The organism is Sutcliffiella rhizosphaerae (genome assembly GCF_917563925.1).
Taxonomy (GTDB): Bacteria; Bacillota; Bacilli; order Bacillales; family Bacillaceae_I; genus Sutcliffiella_A; species Sutcliffiella_A rhizosphaerae.
The window spans coordinates 31681-50576 of the sequence record NZ_CAKJTJ010000029.1 but is presented as its reverse complement, the minus strand read 5'-3'; the positions used below and the strand labels follow the sequence as shown (position 1 = coordinate 50576).

Below are 18896 nucleotides of genomic sequence, written 5' to 3'. Positions count from 1 at the left end.
ACCCCACAGGGCGCAGCCCGAGGAGGTTCCCGGACCGCCCGCGGAAAGCGAAGCGTCTGCAACGAAGATCAACAGTTAAATACAAATCTAAAAATAATTTGGGTTTGTCAACAGTCTGAAAAGACCACTAAATGTGGTCTTTGGTACTCTCTAAGCGATAGAAGCTGACGGTTTGTTGTCATTCCTAGCATCAACAAGTATTATATTCTGTGCTTCTGTCAGCTTTAATTCTCCTAAAATTTTTTCTACCTTAGCTAGTTCTTGTTTAGAAAAATAAAGGATGACTTTAATTGATTTTTTTGTGTCATTTGCCTTCTCATATACTTCTACTTGCTTCTTTAAATTTCTCTTTAATTGTGAATTGCTGGCTAACTTAAATTCTATTAACGTTTTGTCTCTATTGCCCTTGGATACTTTATAATCCACTGGTCCTCGTCCATTATTTACTTCCCTATTAACGTCTGACTCACTTGCGAACCAGGTTAACCTATATAATATTTGGAGGTCTTCTTCCCTTTTTATTGGATGTCCTTTGGAGTAGAATATACGATATCCATCATTGTCCTCAATAACATGCTTCATATATTTGACTCTTTTCAAGGATTCTTCATAGGTATCATCTTTAGTTTGATAGAATTTCGTTTCTTTCTCCAGTATGGCAATCAGGGATTTAAAATTTTCAACATAAAACTTTGCTGATTCTTTCACTTTCTCCATACTTGTTGCTTCTGCCTGGTCTCCTCGTTCTTCTTTGTATTTAATGTAGTAATCAACAAATTCTGGGTATTCAGATATAACCTTTCCAACTGCAAGGCTTTTGTCTTTTTGAGATGGATTTTTGGGAAGTATGGACATGAAATAATTATTAATTTGAAACCTCAACTGTTCATTATCAATACTCGCTGGGATAAGAGAAAAATCCTTTACCATATCTGCTTTGTTTATCCACGTTTCGTCTTTTGTTAAGATATCAACTGGCGATAGCAGCACATAATCTCCATTTATATAAGGTAATTGAAATGTGTCATTCTCCCAAGTCTCCGTTTTATAATTAAATCTCACATTATTAACCGCAACCTTTTTAACGTACTTCTTGTCTAAATTCTCTAAAGCAAACGTTTGAGTATACTTTAGTAAATATTCATGAATTAATCTTGTAGTAAAATCACTTATACTGTCCTTTCCAACCTTCTCTTTAATTATACAGAGCTTTTCAAGGTGGCTGCTTTCTGTTACTTTTTCTTCACCAAAGTTTGAAAGTACATTGTTAAGATTTGAATGCAAAGCTTTTGCGAATTCTGGCCCTAGACCACTGCCTCCATTTCCGCTCTTAGAAAAGCCAAGCCAATTTTGCTTGATTTCTGGAAACATAAACCATGCCCTTAATAGACCATCGGAAATCTTTTTTGCTTGCGCTTTATCTCTTAAGAACATCAAATACTTAATCATTCCATCATGTAGTTCTTGGTACTCTTTCTTACTGCTATTAAATAGAAGGAACGGGTCAATAAATAATGGGAAATCATTTATCAAGGAAACATCAAAGGCTCCATAATCTTCAACCACTTTTGCATCTATATTGAAAAAATCGGAAAAGTAAACATTTACACTCATTGACATCCCCCTATTCTTTGCTCTTGCATACTGTTAATTCTATCCAAATAGATTAGATATTTCAACAATACTCGAAATATTCCTTCAAATTATGACATTACTTAACTTAATTATTTAATGACAGAGATACTTGTTCGAAAAATTAGTTGATACTAAACGGACATTCGTAAAGTTATTTTAAACAATTACGAACAGGTAGAATGCACGTTTTGCGTACTCTTAAGGCTGTTCACTAAAGTACACCTTTTAAGCTTACAAGATGTTCTACTTTCATAATATACTAGAAAACCCTTTTCAATCCATAAATTGTTAATTTATAGACGTAATTTATGATACTATTATCTTAAAAAGAAACAATGAGGCCACAAGTATGAGTGAATTAGTATTTGAAAAGAGAGATTTCAGACGAGATTCAAACTATAACCTTAAGACGGTCCAACTAAATAATTATCCTATTGTCTATATTCTTTATAATGAGAAAAAAAGGCCATCCGCTTATATCGGACAAACCGTTCAAGCTACAAGAAGGTTAAAGAATCATTTAGAAGATAATAGGCGCAAAGATTTGAACAGGACTATATTAATTGGACATAAGAAGTTTAATCAGTCAGCAACGTATAATATTGAGTCAAATTTGATTAACTATTTCATTGCCGATAACTACTATCAACTACAAAATGTTAGTCAGACCAGCTCAAGGGAAATGCACAATTATTATGAGAAAACATTCTATAATGAAGAGCTTTTTCAAGTAATTTGGGAGAAGCTTCGTGAGGAGAAAATTGTGAGTAACACCCTTGAAAACCTTAGGAACAAAGATATTTATAAACTGTCACCTTATAAGGAATTGTCAACTCTGCAGATGGATATTAAGAATGAAATCCTTGGTTTCTGTAAGGAACACCTCAAGTTAGAAGGCAACCATGTGATTACAATTGAAGGAGATGCAGGGACGGGTAAAAGTGTTCTATTAAGCTCTTTGTTTAATACTCTTCAGGACCTATCTAAGGATAGTAGCTCTCTTCTACAAGGAACCGATAATTACTTGCTTGTGAATAATGGCGAGATGCTGAAGACATATAAAAATATTGCCAACAGCTTGCCGAATATTAAGAAAAAGAATCTCATGAAGCCAACACCCTTTATTAATGAGAAAACTAAGTCGGGAGCTTTAGCAGACATTGTTCTAATTGACGAGGCGCATCTACTATTGACGAAGGAAGATAGCTATAATAATTTTAACTATAAAAATCAGTTGGATGAAATTATTAAGCGTAGCAAGATTACCATCGTCATCTTTGATCCAAAGCAGGTTTTGAAGATTAAAAGCTATTGGAACGACATTTTGCTCAAGGAAATTACAAAACACTATTCAGCCAAAACTGTAAATTTAACAGACCAAATGAGGATGAATGCTAGTTCTGAAACAATAAATTGGATTAATCGTTTTGTCACCAAAGATGTTCTTCCACTTCCGGTAGAAACAGACTCTTCTTTTGAGCTTAAGATTTTCAAAGATGCTGAATCGTTTAAAACAGCTATAGAAAGCAGAAATAATGAAGTTGGATTATCGCGCATTGTATCAACCTTTGACTACCTACATAAAAAAGACAAGAAATCGTATATTGTCGATGAAGAAGGAATAAACATGCCTTGGAATAACACAATGAATAATGTAGCATGGGCTGAGTATCCAGAATCCATTAGAGAAGTAGGCTCCATCTATACTGTTCAAGGCTTTGATCTTAACTATGTCGGTGTAGTTCTTGGTCCTTCCGTTAGCTATAATGAAAATGAAGACAAGCTTGTTATAGACTCATCTAAATATAAAGATACAAGGGCATTCACTTCACGCTCTGACTTATCTCCAGAGAAGAACCAAGAAATTAAGGAAGAAATCATCCTTAATTCCATCAACGTCTTAATGAAGAGAGGAATTCATGGTTTATATATTTATGCTACAGACCCTGTATTAAGAAAACACCTATTAGATTTAGAGAGGAGCAGAAAGGCTTGAATGACATTCAACATTTAATCAATAAAATAAACAAATTCCGAGACGAGCGTAACTGGAGACAATATCACAATCCTAAAGACCTTGCTATCTCTATTTCTATCGAAGCAGCTGAATTACTTGAAGGCTTTCAATGGATCAATAGCGAGGAAGCACTAAAAACTAATAAAGAAAACATCCGTGAAGAGATTGCGGATGTTTTAATCTACTCATTGATGTTGTGTTCTGACCTTGGGTTGGATGTTAAAGAGATTGTAGAAGAAAAGGTCGTTAAGAATGGAAGAAAGTATCCTATCCGATGACAGCTACTGTGTGCATGGATATAATTGCAATTCCTTGCTTTTGATCTTTGCAATCCAATTTAAAAATATCTTTAAACCTTAGATTAGTCTGGTGGTGGTCAGTTCAATAGTTAAGGAGAAATCTTATGTAACGATAGTCTATGTAGGGGGATAAAACCAAAAAACTGGGGTGAAAAAATATTGAGATAATTGGCCTTTTTTCAAGTAGAGAAATCTCAACTGGTATTTGGACCTTAATAATATTTTCACTTCTATTTATTAAGGCAATAAAGAATATTCAATTAAGAGAGTCAATCTTTGACATAATCAAGGCAGCTACTAATAAGTATATATTTATATTTCTGTTTATTACTACTCTGTATGTCACATTTTGCATTAGAGTGTTGTCCAACTTAGAATTTTGGGAATGGCTATTTTTAAAAGACATCCTACTTTGGGTTCTGCTTATTGGAATACCTATATGTTTTAATGCTATAACTGAAAGAGATACGTTCTATTTTAGTGCTTTAGTGAAGAATAATTTTAAATTTGCAATATTTATAGAGTTTCTTGTAGGAACATTTACCTTTGGCATAGTTGCAGAATTATTTTTAGTTCCAGTAGCTACACTTTTATTAATATTTTACTCTATTAGTAAAACAAATAAGTCTCATAAGTCAGCAGAAAAACTCTTCACCTTTTTATTGACTACTGTTGGATTATTAATTGTGTTTTATGCTAGTAGAAACGCGGTACAAAGCTACCCAGATCTAAATATTCTAGAACTGTCTGTTATTTTTAGCATTCCTATTACAATGACATTGTTATTTCTTCCTCTCTCATACATATTCGCTCTATACTCAGAATATGAGAGGTTATTTATTAGATTAAAATTAAGGTTACCTATGAAGAAATTAAGTAAAAAAATGAAATGGAAGATATTAAGGACTTGTAAATTTTCATTGAAGAAGGTTAAATATTTCAATGTAAATTATTTGATGAAATTCTATTCATCCATGAAGTTAGAAGATATATCTTTAATTATCGATAGTTTTAGTCTTTCTTACAGAAACCATTTAAACCCATTTAAAAAAATGGTGAAAAAATAAAGTCTTAACTTCAATACATTTTGAAGTTAAGTCTCTGTTAAATTTATTACTTACTTATGATACGGTTCCCCCCTATTAATCCGAAACCCCCGATAAACCTGCTCCAACAATATCAACTTCATCAACTGATGCGGAAAAGTCATCCTCGAAAAAGATAGCGTATCATTCGCTCTCTTCATCACATCCTCACTCAACCCCAAAGATCCTCCAATCACAAACGCTATTTTACTCTTCCCATATGTCGCAAGCCTGTCCATTTCCTTCGCCAGCTCTTCCGAAGATCGCTGCTTTCCTTCAATAGCCAAAGCGATCACATGCGTATCATCAGAAATCTTCCCAATTATCCGCTCGCCTTCTTTGTTTTTTACCTGTTCCATTTCTGCATCACTCAATTGTTCGGGTGCTTTTTCGTCTGGGAGTTCGATGATGTCGATTTTGGCGTAGGCGCTTAGGCGTTTTAGGTATTCGTTGATTCCTTGCTTTAGGTATTTCTCTTTTAGTTTTCCAATTGTGATTACTGAGATATTCACAGCTCATCCCCGCTTTGCAAACAGTTTATCCACAGAAGTTATCCACATATCAACAATTTCTATCCACATTTAGTGGGCGAATATTAGTTCCCCACCATATATACTGCTGGTTCAGAACATAATTCACAGGTTGTTGATAACTTCTCTTCTTCTGATAGTTTCTCCATATTTGGTGCTATTTCGTGCTCATCTATGTACATTTCCATTGCTAATTCTACATGCTCTAAACAGCATTTCATATTTATCCACAATTCCTTTCATTCAGTAATTCCATACCTAGAATACCATGTATCAACAGTTTTAGAAAATAGCATAAAAAAAGAGAGGTTTCCCCCTCCTTCTTATTCTCCAGTCGAATCTTCCGTTAATTTTGCCGTTACTGTACGCTCATCTTTCCCACGATAAAAAGTTATCGTCATTTCTTCTCCTACGTGCCTTTCATTATAAAGATGCTTGCGCAGTTCAATCACGTCTCGAACTGGTTCCCCATCTAGCTCGACAATTACATCGTATTGCTGCAAGCCTGCTTGTGCTGCTGGTGAATTTGGCGCTACTCCTGTCACATACACACCGTAATGCACATCTTTAGGCAGCTTTAGCGTTTGTTGCCAGTGATAGCTAGATACATCTGCTAAGGAGCCGATGCTTACACCGAAATATGGACGCTTTACTTGCCCGAATTGCTCAAGATCGTTGATGATCGGAATGGCGGAATTAATCGGGATCGCTAAGCCAATTCCTTCCACTGCGCTTTGGGCAATTTTCATGGAGTTGATGCCGATTACTTTTCCTTGAATGTTGATCAGTGCTCCACCGCTGTTACCAGGGTTGATGGCGGCATCTGTTTGCATGACGTCAGCGTGCCAGTCTGGAGTTCCGTCCCGGTTCACATCGACGGGAATGCTGCGATCTGTTCCAGAGATGATTCCTTGTGTGACAGAGCCGGAAAATTGTAGTCCGAGTGGGTTACCAATTGCGATGACTGGCTCTCCTGTTCGAACGCTGTCTGAGTTGCCGAAGTCCGCAACCTTTGTTACCATCTCATCTGGCATCGAGAGGACGGCTAAATCGGTTAAAGGATCTTCTCCTAGTATTTCAGCTGGTACTCTTGTCCCATCAATGAGGCTCATTTCTACTTGGGAAGCCCCTTCCACGACATGATAATTGGTGACCACATAGGCTTTGCCATTTTCTTTTTTGTAGATGACGCCAGATCCTGTTCCTGCTTCACCTGCTTGGTCTCCTTCTACTTCTGTATCGTTCCAAAAGGAGGCATTTTGCAAGTTGATGACACCAACGACGGCCTCTGCTACTTTGTCGACTGCTTCTGTTACGCCTGAGATGACATTTACGGAAACATTGCGGATTTCGGCACTACCCGCATCACCTGGCTCTGGGAGGGCTTGTCGCTGATCTTCTAGTGCTTGTGATTGCCTTTCATCAGGCATTTCTCTTCCAGTGAGGGCTGGAAATGCTACGAAAAGTAATAATGCTGCTAGAATTAGCCCTGCTACTCCTGGTAAAAAATACTTTCCTCTATTTCCTTTTTGCTTGGAGAATTTAGATGGATCTTGGTTGTCGTAGTATCCCATGTTGTCCTTCCTTTCTGTCACAGCTCTTGCTTATGTAACAGAAAAAAGGCAAAAAGAAAGGCGCTTAAAGCCTAAGACTGTTACACGAAAGCAAGCGCAGTTGGTTCCTTTGGGTCTGTATCGTACAAATCCACTTGTTCTCCCACTACTATATCTTTTGTGGTCAGGGTTTGTTCGACAGACATTCTCGCTAAATCTTTCATGTTATTATCTTGACTTAAATGCGCCAAATAAATACGTTTCGTTTTGTCACCCATTACATCTGCCATCGCAAGGGCTGCGTCTTCATTGGAAACATGTCCAACATCGCTTAGGATACGACGTTTGATACTCCAAGGATAGTGCCCCATTTGCAGCATTTGCACGTCATGGTTGCTCTCAAATACATAGGCATCAGCGTTGGAAATAATTCCTTTCATCCGATCGCTCACGTAACCAGTGTCTGTGATGACTACTACTTTCTTTTCCCCATTATGAAAGGAGTAGAACATCGGCTCAGCAGCATCATGGGAAACACCAAAGGACTGAACATCTAGGTTTCCGAACGTTTTGATTTGTTCTATTTCAAAGGTGAACTTTTGCTCGGTTGGGATTAGACCGACGAGTCCGTCCATTGCTTGCCATGTTTTTTCATTTGCATAGATGGGGAGCTTATATTTGCGTGCTAATACGCCAAGCCCTTTAATATGGTCACTATGCTCATGGGTAACAAGGATACCGGATAAGTCCTCCATTTTTTTCCCTATTTTATCAAAAAGCTCCTGCATCTTTTTGCCGCTCAAGCCAGCATCGATAAGTAAGGAATGCTGGTCTGTTGCGACATATATGGCATTTCCGGTGCTGCCGCTTGCAAGCACGCTAAAATGCAAACTCATGTTTCTTCACTCCAATTTTCTAGATTCTCTTTTTAATATGGAACCTTCAAACGCATTCACAAAGATGTCTTGTTCCTGGTTTAAGACAATATGCCACGTTGGAATCAACACATGAACATGTGAGCTAGAATAATCGGAATCGACTAATGTGTAGTAGCCCAGTTCCATATGCCCCACATGATGGCCAGTTCTTAAATCACCACTTTCATAAAGGTTGCTAATCGCTGTAAATGCCGAGATGATATCTTGCTCCACGTCCATTTCTTCCAAATCTGTGATGAAGGTTTGTTCATAACTGACCATTTCCATCAGTTCATTTAAATAAATGGTCACCATCCCGCTAGAGTTCCTATAAATATGCTTTCCGTTAAATTGTTGATAGAAGATCAGAGAGTTGGTTAGAGCGTCTTGTCCCCAAAAGGTGTACTGATCTGCAAAAAGAATTTGTTCTTGGAAAAAGGTATTTATTCTTGTAACAGTCGTATCTGTAAAAGGAATGGGTTCTTTCCAAATTCCCTTTAGCTTCGTTTCGTCCACTCGCTCCACTATTTGGTCTTTTCCATCCAACTCTTTTACATCATCATCTGTAAACACATAGCTTCTACCGCTTATATAGCTATCTTTAGAAGGTGCTTTCGGTAACTCTGCATAGGTTATCTCATCTGCTTCAAACTGCTCTTCCATCGTTGCTTCTGCTAAAAAGTCCAGTTGGTTTCGTTCTCTTTTTTCGAGTATCTTTTGTCCTAGATAGACGTTTAGAACGAGGAAGGTAATAATGAATATGGTTTTTGTCTTTCTCCAATCCATTTCGTTACACTCCTCCTTCTAAATCATCATTGTCTGTTATGTTAATTTTGGTCCAGAAATTTCCCTCTTGGTACAGCCATACTGGGTCAAGTATGAAGATTTTTTCCTGTGAAGGATCCTTCCTTAATTCATATCCTATTCTAATATTGGACACATTACTTAAATCTACCTTGAGCCTGTTAAGCTCCTGCATGACTCTATTTCCTGATGGAAGCTGCTTGGATTCCTGAGTAACTAGCACACCAAATTCAAAGGTTGGCCGCTCGTATTCATAAATCTCGTTGTTATTCCAAATTTGCTTAATTTCCGCCGTACCATCTGGATCAAAATTAAAGATCGGCAAGTCTCCTAAGTACATCCGAAAGTGAACGGTATGACCTAGTGAGAGCCTGTTCCATCGATCAAGTCTATAATTTTCCACAGGTCCTGTCCAGCCTGCATGGTCATTAACAAAATCAATGCCTCTTTCAATCACATTAAAGTCCATACTATTTCCAGACCCCGAACTATTCCCAGGATTCACATACTGAAGCTTAGAATCTTGGGCATGCACCCTCATTAAGCTCGAGTCATCTCTGTAAATTTCCCCGTCGATTGTTTGATCTTTTGCGACGATATTCGGGTTACTAAATAGCGCATCTTTAAACAATTCAGGATTTAACTGATCGGTAAAATAGTGATACTTTCGGTGCCTTTGCTCTTCTTCATTCGCTAATGCAGGAAGAAATAAATAACGATCTTCCTCTGCTGGAACAGCTAAATAGGAAGGAAACGTTCTGCCCGTCTGATAGAAGGATCTTTCTAACTCATAAAGAGACAAACTGCTAACCTTTGCCCGATATACTTCCTCTTCTGCATAGTTGACTAAATAAATGGACGGATCAATTCCCTCGATTTGATTGTTAAAGTCAATGACAATTCTGCTAATTGGGACACTCGGAGGATCACTCTCAGAAAAATTCGTCATAAAACGAAAGGTATTCAATGGTATTTCAGCAGGAAACACCACTTCCATCTTCCGGTTTCCGTGTAAAAACGATGTGAAATCACGATGACTAGCGCTATTCATTAATTCAATATCATAGAGACTCCAATTTTTAAACTCATCTAAAAAACGGGTGATATGTGATGAATCCATTGCCCCGTGGTGTTCTTCCTCGTAATGATAAAGGATTAGATTTGGCTTCACTAATTGGTTTCTCTCTAGCTTTTGGCTAATTTCAACGTCGCTAATCACGCCTTCATTGTTAACGAATTCTCGTTCAGGCTGGTACGTCCATAGATTCCATGTAAGCCAGAGGCTCATCAGCACTAAAATTGTCAGTATTAAAGATTTTACATTTTCATATTTCATGACCAGTCATCCTCTAGTTCTTCTTGGGAAATAGGGAGCGTAAAGTAAATGGTCGTTCCTCTTCCTTCTTCACTGGACGCCCAAATATCTCCGTCATGTGCTTGAATCATTTCTTTGGCAATGGCGAGTCCTAAGCCAGTTCCTCCAAGCATTCTTGTTCTTGCTTTATCTACCCGGTAAAAACGCTCAAACACTTTATGAATGTCCGCTTTCGGTATTCCCATCCCCTGGTCACTGATACTTACTAAAATCTGCTGCGCTGTCTCCTCAATATTCACTGTAAAGGTAATGGTTCCCCCTTCAGGTGAATACTTCATCGCATTGGAAATAATATTATCAAGCACCTGCGTAATTTTATCCGTGTCGAGTGACACAAGAATCTTTTCGTTAGGCAAATTGCGTACAAATGATACTTTTTGCGATTTAGACATTTCAAAACGGTCTATAATTCTGTTAAAGAAAAAGACAAAATCCACTGGGTACTTGTTGAACTGGTAATCTCTCGAATCCATTTTTGACAGCTGCAGGAGGTCATTTACGAGACGAATCATACGCTCTGTTTCTGTTTGTGTAACATCCAAAAACCTTGGTGCAATATCAGTATCCTTCCATGCACCTTCTGCCAACGCATCCAAATAGCTTCGCATCGTTGTAAGCGGGGTTCTCAGTTCATGCGAAACATTTGCTACAAACTCTCTTCGCTCTTGATCTATTTTTTCTTGCTCTGTAATATCATGTAACACCGTGATTAAACCATTGATAAAGCCTGTCTCTTTTTGAATAATAGAGTTGCTTGCACGAAGTATATACGGTTTTTTATCCGTACTAAAATCAAGAATTAAAGATTCTTGCTCAGAAATTAAGTTATCAAATGTATGTGTATCCTCTATCTCTAACACTTCTACAATTGATTTACTTAACACTGTTTCACGTGAAACATTCAGCATCCCAAGTGCAGGTTCATTGATAAGGATGATCCTTCCTTTTCGGTCTGTAGCAATAACGCCATCTGTCATATGGGAGAGAACCGAGCTTAGCTTGCGTCGCTCCCCTTCTGTCGTTGCTTGCGCTTCCTGCAATTTTTTCGTCAAATTATTAAAGGAAACAGCTAGCTGTCCAATTTCATCGTTTCCGTAAATATTAACTTTGCGCGAGAAGTTCCCTCTTGCCATCTCCAGTGCTTGTTTTCTCATGTCAGACATTGGTCTTGTAATGGTCTGGGCTAACAGTACACCAAGTCCTGCGGTCACAGCTAGGGCAATAATGGTCCCTGTTGCAAAAATACCGTTAATTTGGCGCATCTGTTCATACAGATTTTCCATCGACGCTTCAATATAAATAGCTCCAATTACTTCCTGATTATTAGTTTTCACTGGAGTTGCTATTAGCATCACGCGATGCCTTGATCTTTCATCAATGGCTAAATTCTCTTCTAGCTTCTCCATTGCCAACGCCCGCTTTATCAAAAGATCGGTCGTCCGCTTCCCAACACTTGTCTGATTATAGGGATTGGAGGTTCCGAGTACCTTGCTTTTATTATCCGTTATGCGAATTTCAGAGATGTCTCCCATTTTTACATCTTGAAGAACGGTGCGAATATCCTCCTCCATCGTCGGAGTCGTATCGTCCCGTTGCTTCTTTATCTCTTGCTCAATGCTATAGGCAAGCAAATTAATTCTTTCATTTAAAGAATTTTTAAAGTTCTCTACCAATTGATTCTCCAGCTTACTAACAAAATAAACGCCGATAATTTGCATGGCGACAAGAATAAGCAGTACATAAATCACCACGAATTTCAAATGAATCGACTGAAAGAATCCAACTTTTTTCATGAAAATTATTCCTGCTCCGTTTGTCGCAGGTAATAGCCAACTCCTCTTCTAGTCACGATCCAGGTTGGGTGGCTAGGATTGTCTTCAATTTTCTCACGAAGACGTCTTACCGTAACATCAACCGTTCTCACATCTCCGTAGTAATCGTAACCCCATACTGTTTGAAGAAGGTGCTCACGCGTCATAACTTGTCCAATATGCTTCGCAAGATAATGGAGTAACTCAAACTCACGATGAGTCAGCTCGATCATATCGCCTCTTTTCGTCACCATATAAGCATCTGGATGGATGACAAGGGAACCAATCGTGATTTCTGACGGCTCTTCCACATCTGCAGCCTTCTGCTGATGACGGCGTAGATTTGCTTTTACACGGGCAATCAGTTCACGTGTACTAAATGGCTTCGTCACATAGTCGTCTGCTCCTAATTCAAGCCCCAACACTTTATCAATTTCGGAATCCTTTGCTGTCAGCATAATAATTGGCATTTCGTACTTTTTACGGACTTCGCGGCAAACTTCCATGCCATCTCGTTGAGGAAGCATAATGTCCAGTAAAATTAAGTCAGGACGCACTTCTTCCACTTTGTTTACCGCTTCTTCACCATCATAGGCACAATAAACTTCATATCCTTCTTTTTGTAAGTTAAATTTCAATATATCTGCAATTGGCTTTTCATCGTCTACTACTAAAATTTTCTTCTCCATTTGGACTCGCTCCTTCTCAACTTCTATCTATTCATATCATTCAGTTTATAAGAACGCATTATACTCCTTACTTTACCATGTACAGCAAGGTAGCGCACCTATAACGGGGATAGTATGTGAAATTAATGTTTTTTAAGGCCCTTTTTTCATGAAAATATTTTTATTTCCGCACTAGGCTTCGCTTATCCAGTGGGCGCTTGTGGAGCCTGTACGGTCTCCAAAAAACGCTATCTCAGATACTAAAAACTTATATAAAAACCCCTAGCTAACGTTATGGTTGCTAGAGGTTTTGAGTTCATTAATTTAAATATTGTAATGGATCTTTTAATTCTCCGTCTTGATACACTTCAAAATGAAGGTGAACACCTGTGGACTGTCCAGTCGTTCCCATTACTCCAAGGCTAGAACCACGTTCTACAGTTTGTCCAGCAGAGACGCTCATGGAATCAAGATGTGCATAGACTGTTTTCATCCCATTTTGATGATTGATGACTACTTTATTTCCATAGCCGCCATCCCATCCAGCAGACTCAACAACGCCATTATCTGCAGCTTTAATGGTACGGTCACTCGGTCTGGCAATATCGATCCCTTTATGCATCTTGCCCCATCTGTGTCCCATTTTACTGGAAATATATCCACCAACAGCTGGCCAACCAAGAGAACCACTTCCACGGGAAGCAATAACCTTTGTCCCTTTTACTACTATATGCTTTACAGGCTCTTTAATCGTTTCTTCATGCGTAATTTCTGTTTTTACTGTTACGCCATTTTCCTTTGTTGTGATGGTACGGATATTCTTTTCTCCGTTCTCACCTTGTTGCTTAATTTTTGTTTCCCCTTTAGGTAGTTCCGCATCTTCTATTACTTCTTGCTCATAAGCAACTTCTTCATTTTTGGATGCTTCTTCTTTTACAATGACTTTTAGATACGGGATTTTTGCGGAAACACTCAATGTTTTTCCAATTTCCAATAAAGTATCCATTGCAATGTCTGGGTTCATCTTTAACAGCTCTTCAGAAGACAAGTCATGTTTTTCAGCAATAGTCCCTAAAGAATCTCCAGCTTGTACTTCATAATTCTTCGCTTCTTTTGTCCCTTTTTGGATCAGTTCCACTGCCTCTTTAAGGGAAGCTACATTACTTGGATCAACTTTTTTATCAGAAAATGAAACTTTCTCCTCTATCTTAACGTCTAATATACGAGATTCATTTTTGTTAAGCTCAGGAAGCTTTTCCTCTTGCTCTGCAAGTGAGACAAGGTCTTCTTTAGACACATAGTCAAGCTTAAGCGTTTCTAAAACCTTCTCTGCTTCTTTTTCATCTTTAAGCAATACAATTTCTTTACCATTAATCTCTAACGCAGATGCATTAGCTTTTACTACTAGCTGGTCAACAACAGCCTTAATCGTTTCTTTATCATCTGCAGATGGTCTGAAAACTTTTTCAGCTACCACTGTCATTTGATTTTCTATTGTTAATTCTAGGTCTTTATATTGTTTTTGTGTGTCTTCTACTTTAGCATCAACAGCACTATTTAGAGCATCCTGGTCTTCCACTGCCCCTACTCGTTCCCCATTAAGGTACACATGATAAATAGTACCTAACAAAGAGTTTTCACTTGCTTGTACAGCAATGGCACCAAGTGAAATAACAGAAGCAGCAACTGTCGTTACAAATGCTCTCTTAGCCAAAACAGATAAGCGACTATCTGTCGATTTATGTTTAAAAGATTGCTTTTTGGTGTATGTATTAATAACACGCCTTAATCGGTTCATCATGGTTTATTTCCCCCTGATTTCTTTCCCGTTCATCATAAACAGTTTTTATTTAGGTCTATCAGCATCCTAAACTAGGACTAATGTTACCTATTAATAATTCCGACTACATTACCATACCATAAGTCTGTATTTAAATAGAATACTAGAACAAAAGATGTAACGTAACTGTATTAATTTTGTCACAATTAGGCGATTAATAGGTTTTTTTCCTTTTTTTAGTCAGTTTTCATAGGGTTTTTTGCACTATTTTCTTTTTTCTCCATTGGCATTCGTGGGTTTTTTATCCTGTTTTATTACAGGTGGGTGACATGCTAGATGGTTAGTTGGGGGGCTAATGGCATAAGTTGGTGATGTTGGGTAGGAGGATGTCCTTTTATCTAGAAAAATTAGGTAACTGAGGCTATTAATTGAGGGGGAAAATTTTTTCCTCTCGTTTGGATTACTACATATGCTCTTTGGGTGGCTCGCTTTTTTATTCCTGTATTTCCTTTATGAGCTGACTCAAAAATTAGATGCTTAAGCACGTAACTTTTCTTTATTTTCATCTCGAAAAAATAAAAAAGCAGGAAGGAAAACTAGTCGTTTTTCTTCCTGCTTTTCATATGATGGCTCGGGACGGAATCGAACCGCCGACACATGGATTTTCAGTCCATTGCTCTACCGACTGAGCTACCGAGCCTAATACTCTTATGTAAAAATGGCGGTCCCGACGGGGATCGAACCCGCGATCTCCTGCGTGACAGGCAGGCATGTTAACCGCTACACCACGGGACCTTATAATGTAAAAAATAGATGGTGACCCATACGGGATTCGAACCCGTGTTACCGCCGTGAAAGGGCGGTGTCTTAACCGCTTGACCAATGGGCCTTAAAATGGTGTGCCATGAAGGACTCGAACCTTCGACCCTCTGATTAAAAGTCAGATGCTCTACCGACTGAGCTAATGGCACATTTTAATAGGTACTTAAGGATATTAATAACTTCTTTGCTGTTTAAAATTATTCGAAGATGCTTATTCGGTCGTGCTCTACCGACTGAGCAATGGCACATACCATGTCGCACTTTATGAAATAGGTATCTAGGAATCTCTTTTGACGACGTTTTTAATAATATCATACTGTTCTAATGGGATGCAACTACTTTTTTAGAATTTTTTAAATGGTAGTTTGGTTTTGTGTTTGTCCCAAAAAACCTTTCATTTTGTCCGAAAAATCCCCCAATATGTCCAAATAATGCCCCGCCTTGTCCGAATACCAAAAAATTACCGCATTTCGTTCAAAAAAAGCTCCCTATTTGAACCACTTTTGAGCTTAAACCGACAAACTTCGCACCTCAATCCGTTCTTTCATTACAAAAAATCACCCCCTCCTCCCAACAAGGAGAAGGGGTCAAAATGTTTATAACTTCGCGTACACGCTTCGCACTACATTCGTTTGAGAGCGGTCTGGACCAACGGAGAAAATAGATAATGGAATACCTGTCAGTTGGGAAACGCGCTCAATGTAATGACGCGCATTTTCTGGAAGCTCACTAAGGCTTCTAACACCTGTGATATCTTCTGACCAGCCTGGCATTTCTTCGTAAACTGGTTCACATTCAGCTAGTACTTTTAGGCTTGCAGGGAATGCTTCCATGACTTCGCCTTTATATTTGTAGGCAACACAGATTTTTAATGTTTCTATGCCTGTCAATACGTCGATAGAGTTTAAAGATAGATCTGTCATTCCGCTTACTCGGCGAGCATGACGAACAACGACGCTGTCAAACCAGCCGACACGGCGTGGACGTCCTGTAGTGGTACCGTACTCTCTACCAACCTCACGGATTTGGTCACCAATTTCGTTCTGTAATTCTGTTGGGAATGGGCCATCTCCTACACGAGTTGTATAAGCTTTCGCAACTCCCACTACATGTTCAATCTTGGAAGGACCGACACCAGAACCGATTGTTACGCCACCAGCAACTGGGTTGGACGATGTAACGAATGGATACGTACCTTGGTCAATATCAAGCATAACGCCTTGTGCACCTTCAAAAAGGACACGGCGGCCGTCGTCTAGTGCATCGTTCAATACAACAGAAGTATCTGTTACATATTTAGCGAATTGTTGGCCGTACTCGTAATACTCATCAAGAATATCTTCAAGCTTGAATCCTTCTGTTTCGTACATTCTTTCTAGTAGACGGTTTTTCTCCGCTAGGTTGTGTGCAAGCTTTTCTTCGAATGTATCACGATCAAGAAGGTCAGCAATACGGATTCCAACGCGGGCAGCTTTGTCCATGTAAGCAGGGCCAATTCCTTTTTTAGTCGTACCGATTTTGTTGTCACCTTTACGTTCTTCTTCCACTTGATCAAGCTTTAAATGATAAGGCAAGATAACGTGAGCACGATTGGAAATGCGTAGGTTATCTGTGCTTACTCCACGGTCGTGTAAGTATTTTAATTCTGTAACAAGCGCTTTCGGATCAACGACCATGCCATTTCCGATAACACAAATTTTATCACTGTAAAAGATTCCGGAGGGGATCAGATGTAATTTATATGTTTCGCCATTAAATTTAATGGTGTGTCCTGCGTTGTTTCCACCTTGATAACGGGCAATAAACTCTGCATTCTCAGAAAGAAAATCGGTAATTTTCCCTTTTCCTTCGTCTCCCCATTGTGTTCCTACTACGACTACTGATGCCATAGTTCGTACACCTCCACTAGTATGTAGACTTAAAATTAATTGCGATGTTCCACAATTTTTAACCAAAGTAAGTTTATCAGCTGACTATCAGAAAGTCAATAAAAACACGAACATTAATTTTATGATTACTTATATTCGTTCGTAAATAATCCGAATATCCTACAGTTTCTTAAATAAAAGCTTTATTTTGATGAGAAGATAGTAGGGAATTTGGTATTTTAGCGGTAGTTTTCTAAGAAATGAAATCAAATGAAACGTACACATTATTTCATCCAAAACCCCCTACTCTAAATCCTATCCATTTTCAAAAAAATTACCCAACAAAAAAACACCTACAAAGTGTAGATGCTTTTCTATGCAGATTCGTCATCGAAACGCCGCTCCAGGTTGACGAATTTATTGTACTCTTTTACAAAAGCTAGAGATACGGTTCCTACTGGGCCGTTACGTTGTTTGGCTAAGATGATTTCGATGATATTTTTGTTTTCTGATTCCTTGTCATAATAATCATCGCGGTAAAGGAAGCCTACGATATCGGCATCCTGCTCGATACTTCCTGATTCACGAATATCTGACATCATAGGACGTTTGTCTTGACGTTGTTCTACCCCACGGGATAGCTGGGAGAGGGCGATAACAGGAACTTCAAGCTCCCTTGCTAGAGCTTTTAGGGAACGGGAAATTTCCGATACTTCCTGTTGTCTGTTTTCTCCTCCACCACGGCCGCTTCCTTGAATTAGTTGGAGGTAGTCAATGAGAATCATACCGAGGCCACTTTCTTGTTTAAGTCGGCGGCATTTGGAGCGAATTTCGCTGACACGGATACCCGGCGTATCGTCAATATAGATTCCTGCGTTCGATAGGCTTCCCATAGCCATCGTGAGCTTGCTCCAATCCTCTGCCGTCAGCTGACCAGTACGGAGATTTTGTGCGTTTATATTACCTTCTGCACACAGCATCCTCATGACAAGCTGCTCTGCTCCCATCTCGAGACTGAAGATCGCGACGTTCTCACGTGCCTTTGTCGCGACGTTTTGAGCAATGTTCAGGGCGAATGCTGTTTTACCTACCGAGGGACGGGCTGCAATGATGATGAGATCATTACGTTGGAATCCCGCAGTCATGCGGTCAAGATCTTTAAACCCTGTTTCAATCCCGGTAATTTCTCCTTTACGATTATGAAGGGTTTCAATATTATCGTATGTCTTCACTAACACGTCTTTAATGTTTTGGAAAACACCAGAGTTTTTACGTTGGGACACTTCCAGGATTTGTTTCTCCGCTTCGTTTAATAGCCCTGCCACTTCGTCTTCTCTTGAGTAGCCTTCTTGGGCAATGTTTGTTGCCGTTCGTATTAAACGACGAAGAATGGATTTTTCTTCAACAATTCTTGCGTAATATTCAATGTTTGCTGCTGTAGGGACCGAGCCGGCGATATCACTTAAATAGGAAACGCCCCCTACTTCTTCTAACAGTTTTAAGTTTGCTAATTCAGAAGTGACGGTTACTAAATCAACCGGTTCTCCGCGATCAGACAGATTCAGCATACAGTCATATATCTTTTGATGGGCAGCACGATAGAAGTCATCTGGCATGACTAGCTCAGCTGCTTGTGTAAGGGCGGAGGGCTCTAGAAAAATTGCCCCGATAACCGCTTGCTCTGCTTCTATATTTTGTGGTGGTATTCTATCTGTAAAAAGATCGTTCATCA

15 protein-coding genes and 4 tRNA genes are annotated in these 18896 nt (G+C 38.9%); 3 read left to right on the top strand and 16 right to left on the bottom strand.

What is annotated here, in order from left to right; translation table 11 throughout:
- Positions 1 to 150: 150 nt before the first annotated feature.
- Entirely contained in the window at positions 151 to 1614 is a 1464-nt protein-coding gene (locus LRP81_RS18470) for a hypothetical protein (RefSeq protein ID WP_230503884.1), read from the bottom strand.
- A 370-nt stretch (positions 1615 to 1984) separates the two neighbouring features.
- Between LRP81_RS18470 and LRP81_RS18465 the strand changes: the two genes are divergently transcribed.
- The 3 genes from LRP81_RS18465 (at position 1985) to LRP81_RS18455 (ending at position 5018) form a co-directional block, all read left to right on the top strand.
- Positions 1985 to 3631 (top strand): DUF2075 domain-containing protein, encoded by a 1647-nt coding sequence (locus tag LRP81_RS18465; protein WP_230503883.1) that lies wholly within the window; start codon positions 1985 to 1987, stop codon positions 3629 to 3631.
- A complete protein-coding gene (locus LRP81_RS18460; protein ID WP_230503882.1) occupies positions 3628 to 3930 on the top strand; it encodes a nucleotide pyrophosphohydrolase in 303 nt (100 codons plus the stop codon). The genes LRP81_RS18465 and LRP81_RS18460 overlap by 4 nt, the downstream gene beginning before the upstream one ends.
- A gap of 509 nt (positions 3931 to 4439) precedes the next feature.
- On the top strand, positions 4440 to 5018 hold the full coding sequence (locus LRP81_RS18455; RefSeq protein ID WP_230503880.1) for a hypothetical protein: 579 nt from the start codon (positions 4440 to 4442) through the stop codon (positions 5016 to 5018).
- A 50-nt stretch (positions 5019 to 5068) separates the two neighbouring features.
- On the opposite strand, the gene rlmH is transcribed toward LRP81_RS18455, so the two are convergent.
- The 15 genes from rlmH to dnaB form a co-directional block, all read right to left on the bottom strand.
- The gene (gene rlmH / locus LRP81_RS18450) at positions 5069 to 5548 is read right to left on the bottom strand and encodes a 23S rRNA (pseudouridine(1915)-N(3))-methyltransferase RlmH (protein WP_230503878.1); all 480 of its coding nucleotides are present in this window, start codon (positions 5546 to 5548) and stop codon (positions 5069 to 5071) included.
- Positions 5549 to 5631: 83 nt separating this feature from the next.
- Entirely contained in the window at positions 5632 to 5787 is a 156-nt protein-coding gene (locus LRP81_RS18445; RefSeq protein WP_230503876.1) for a CxxH/CxxC protein, read from the bottom strand.
- Positions 5788 to 5889: 102 nt separating this feature from the next.
- Positions 5890 to 7140: a S1C family serine protease gene (locus LRP81_RS18440; RefSeq protein WP_230503874.1), complete on the bottom strand. Its 1251-nt coding sequence runs from the start codon at positions 7138 to 7140 to the stop codon at positions 5890 to 5892.
- Positions 7141 to 7220: 80 nt separating this feature from the next.
- Positions 7221 to 8015 (bottom strand): MBL fold metallo-hydrolase, encoded by a 795-nt coding sequence (locus LRP81_RS18435; protein WP_230503872.1) that lies wholly within the window; start codon positions 8013 to 8015, stop codon positions 7221 to 7223.
- A 6-nt stretch (positions 8016 to 8021) separates the two neighbouring features.
- On the bottom strand, positions 8022 to 8822 hold the full coding sequence (locus LRP81_RS18430) for a two-component system regulatory protein YycI (protein WP_230503870.1): 801 nt from the start codon (positions 8820 to 8822) through the stop codon (positions 8022 to 8024).
- 4 nt (positions 8823 to 8826) lie between these two features.
- A complete protein-coding gene (locus LRP81_RS18425; protein WP_230503868.1) occupies positions 8827 to 10176 on the bottom strand; it encodes a YycH family regulatory protein in 1350 nt (449 codons plus the stop codon).
- Positions 10173 to 12008 carry a cell wall metabolism sensor histidine kinase WalK gene (gene walK, locus LRP81_RS18420; RefSeq protein ID WP_230503866.1) on the bottom strand — a complete coding sequence of 612 codons (1836 nt, stop codon included), beginning with the start codon at positions 12006 to 12008 and terminating at the stop codon, positions 10173 to 10175. Before walK ends, LRP81_RS18425 begins: the two co-directional genes overlap by 4 nt.
- A 5-nt stretch (positions 12009 to 12013) precedes the next feature.
- Positions 12014 to 12715, bottom strand: a complete 702-nt coding sequence (gene yycF, locus LRP81_RS18415; protein WP_230503864.1) for a response regulator YycF — start codon at positions 12713 to 12715, stop codon at positions 12014 to 12016.
- A gap of 298 nt (positions 12716 to 13013) precedes the next feature.
- A complete protein-coding gene (locus tag LRP81_RS18410; protein WP_230503862.1) occupies positions 13014 to 14495 on the bottom strand; it encodes a M23 family metallopeptidase in 1482 nt (493 codons plus the stop codon).
- A 606-nt stretch (positions 14496 to 15101) separates the two neighbouring features.
- Positions 15102 to 15174, bottom strand: a tRNA-Phe gene (locus tag LRP81_RS18405).
- A 19-nt stretch (positions 15175 to 15193) separates the two neighbouring features.
- Positions 15194 to 15269 (bottom strand) — tRNA-Asp (locus LRP81_RS18400).
- A gap of 19 nt (positions 15270 to 15288) precedes the next feature.
- Positions 15289 to 15363, bottom strand: a tRNA-Glu gene (locus LRP81_RS18395).
- Positions 15364 to 15369: 6 nt separating this feature from the next.
- A tRNA-Lys gene (locus LRP81_RS18390) sits at positions 15370 to 15445 on the bottom strand.
- 447 nt (positions 15446 to 15892) lie between these two features.
- Positions 15893 to 17185, bottom strand: a complete 1293-nt coding sequence (locus LRP81_RS18385; protein WP_230503860.1) for an adenylosuccinate synthase — start codon at positions 17183 to 17185, stop codon at positions 15893 to 15895.
- 353 nt (positions 17186 to 17538) lie between these two features.
- Entirely contained in the window at positions 17539 to 18894 is a 1356-nt protein-coding gene (gene dnaB, locus LRP81_RS18380; protein ID WP_230503858.1) for a replicative DNA helicase, read from the bottom strand.
- Positions 18895 to 18896: the final 2 nt, after the last annotated feature.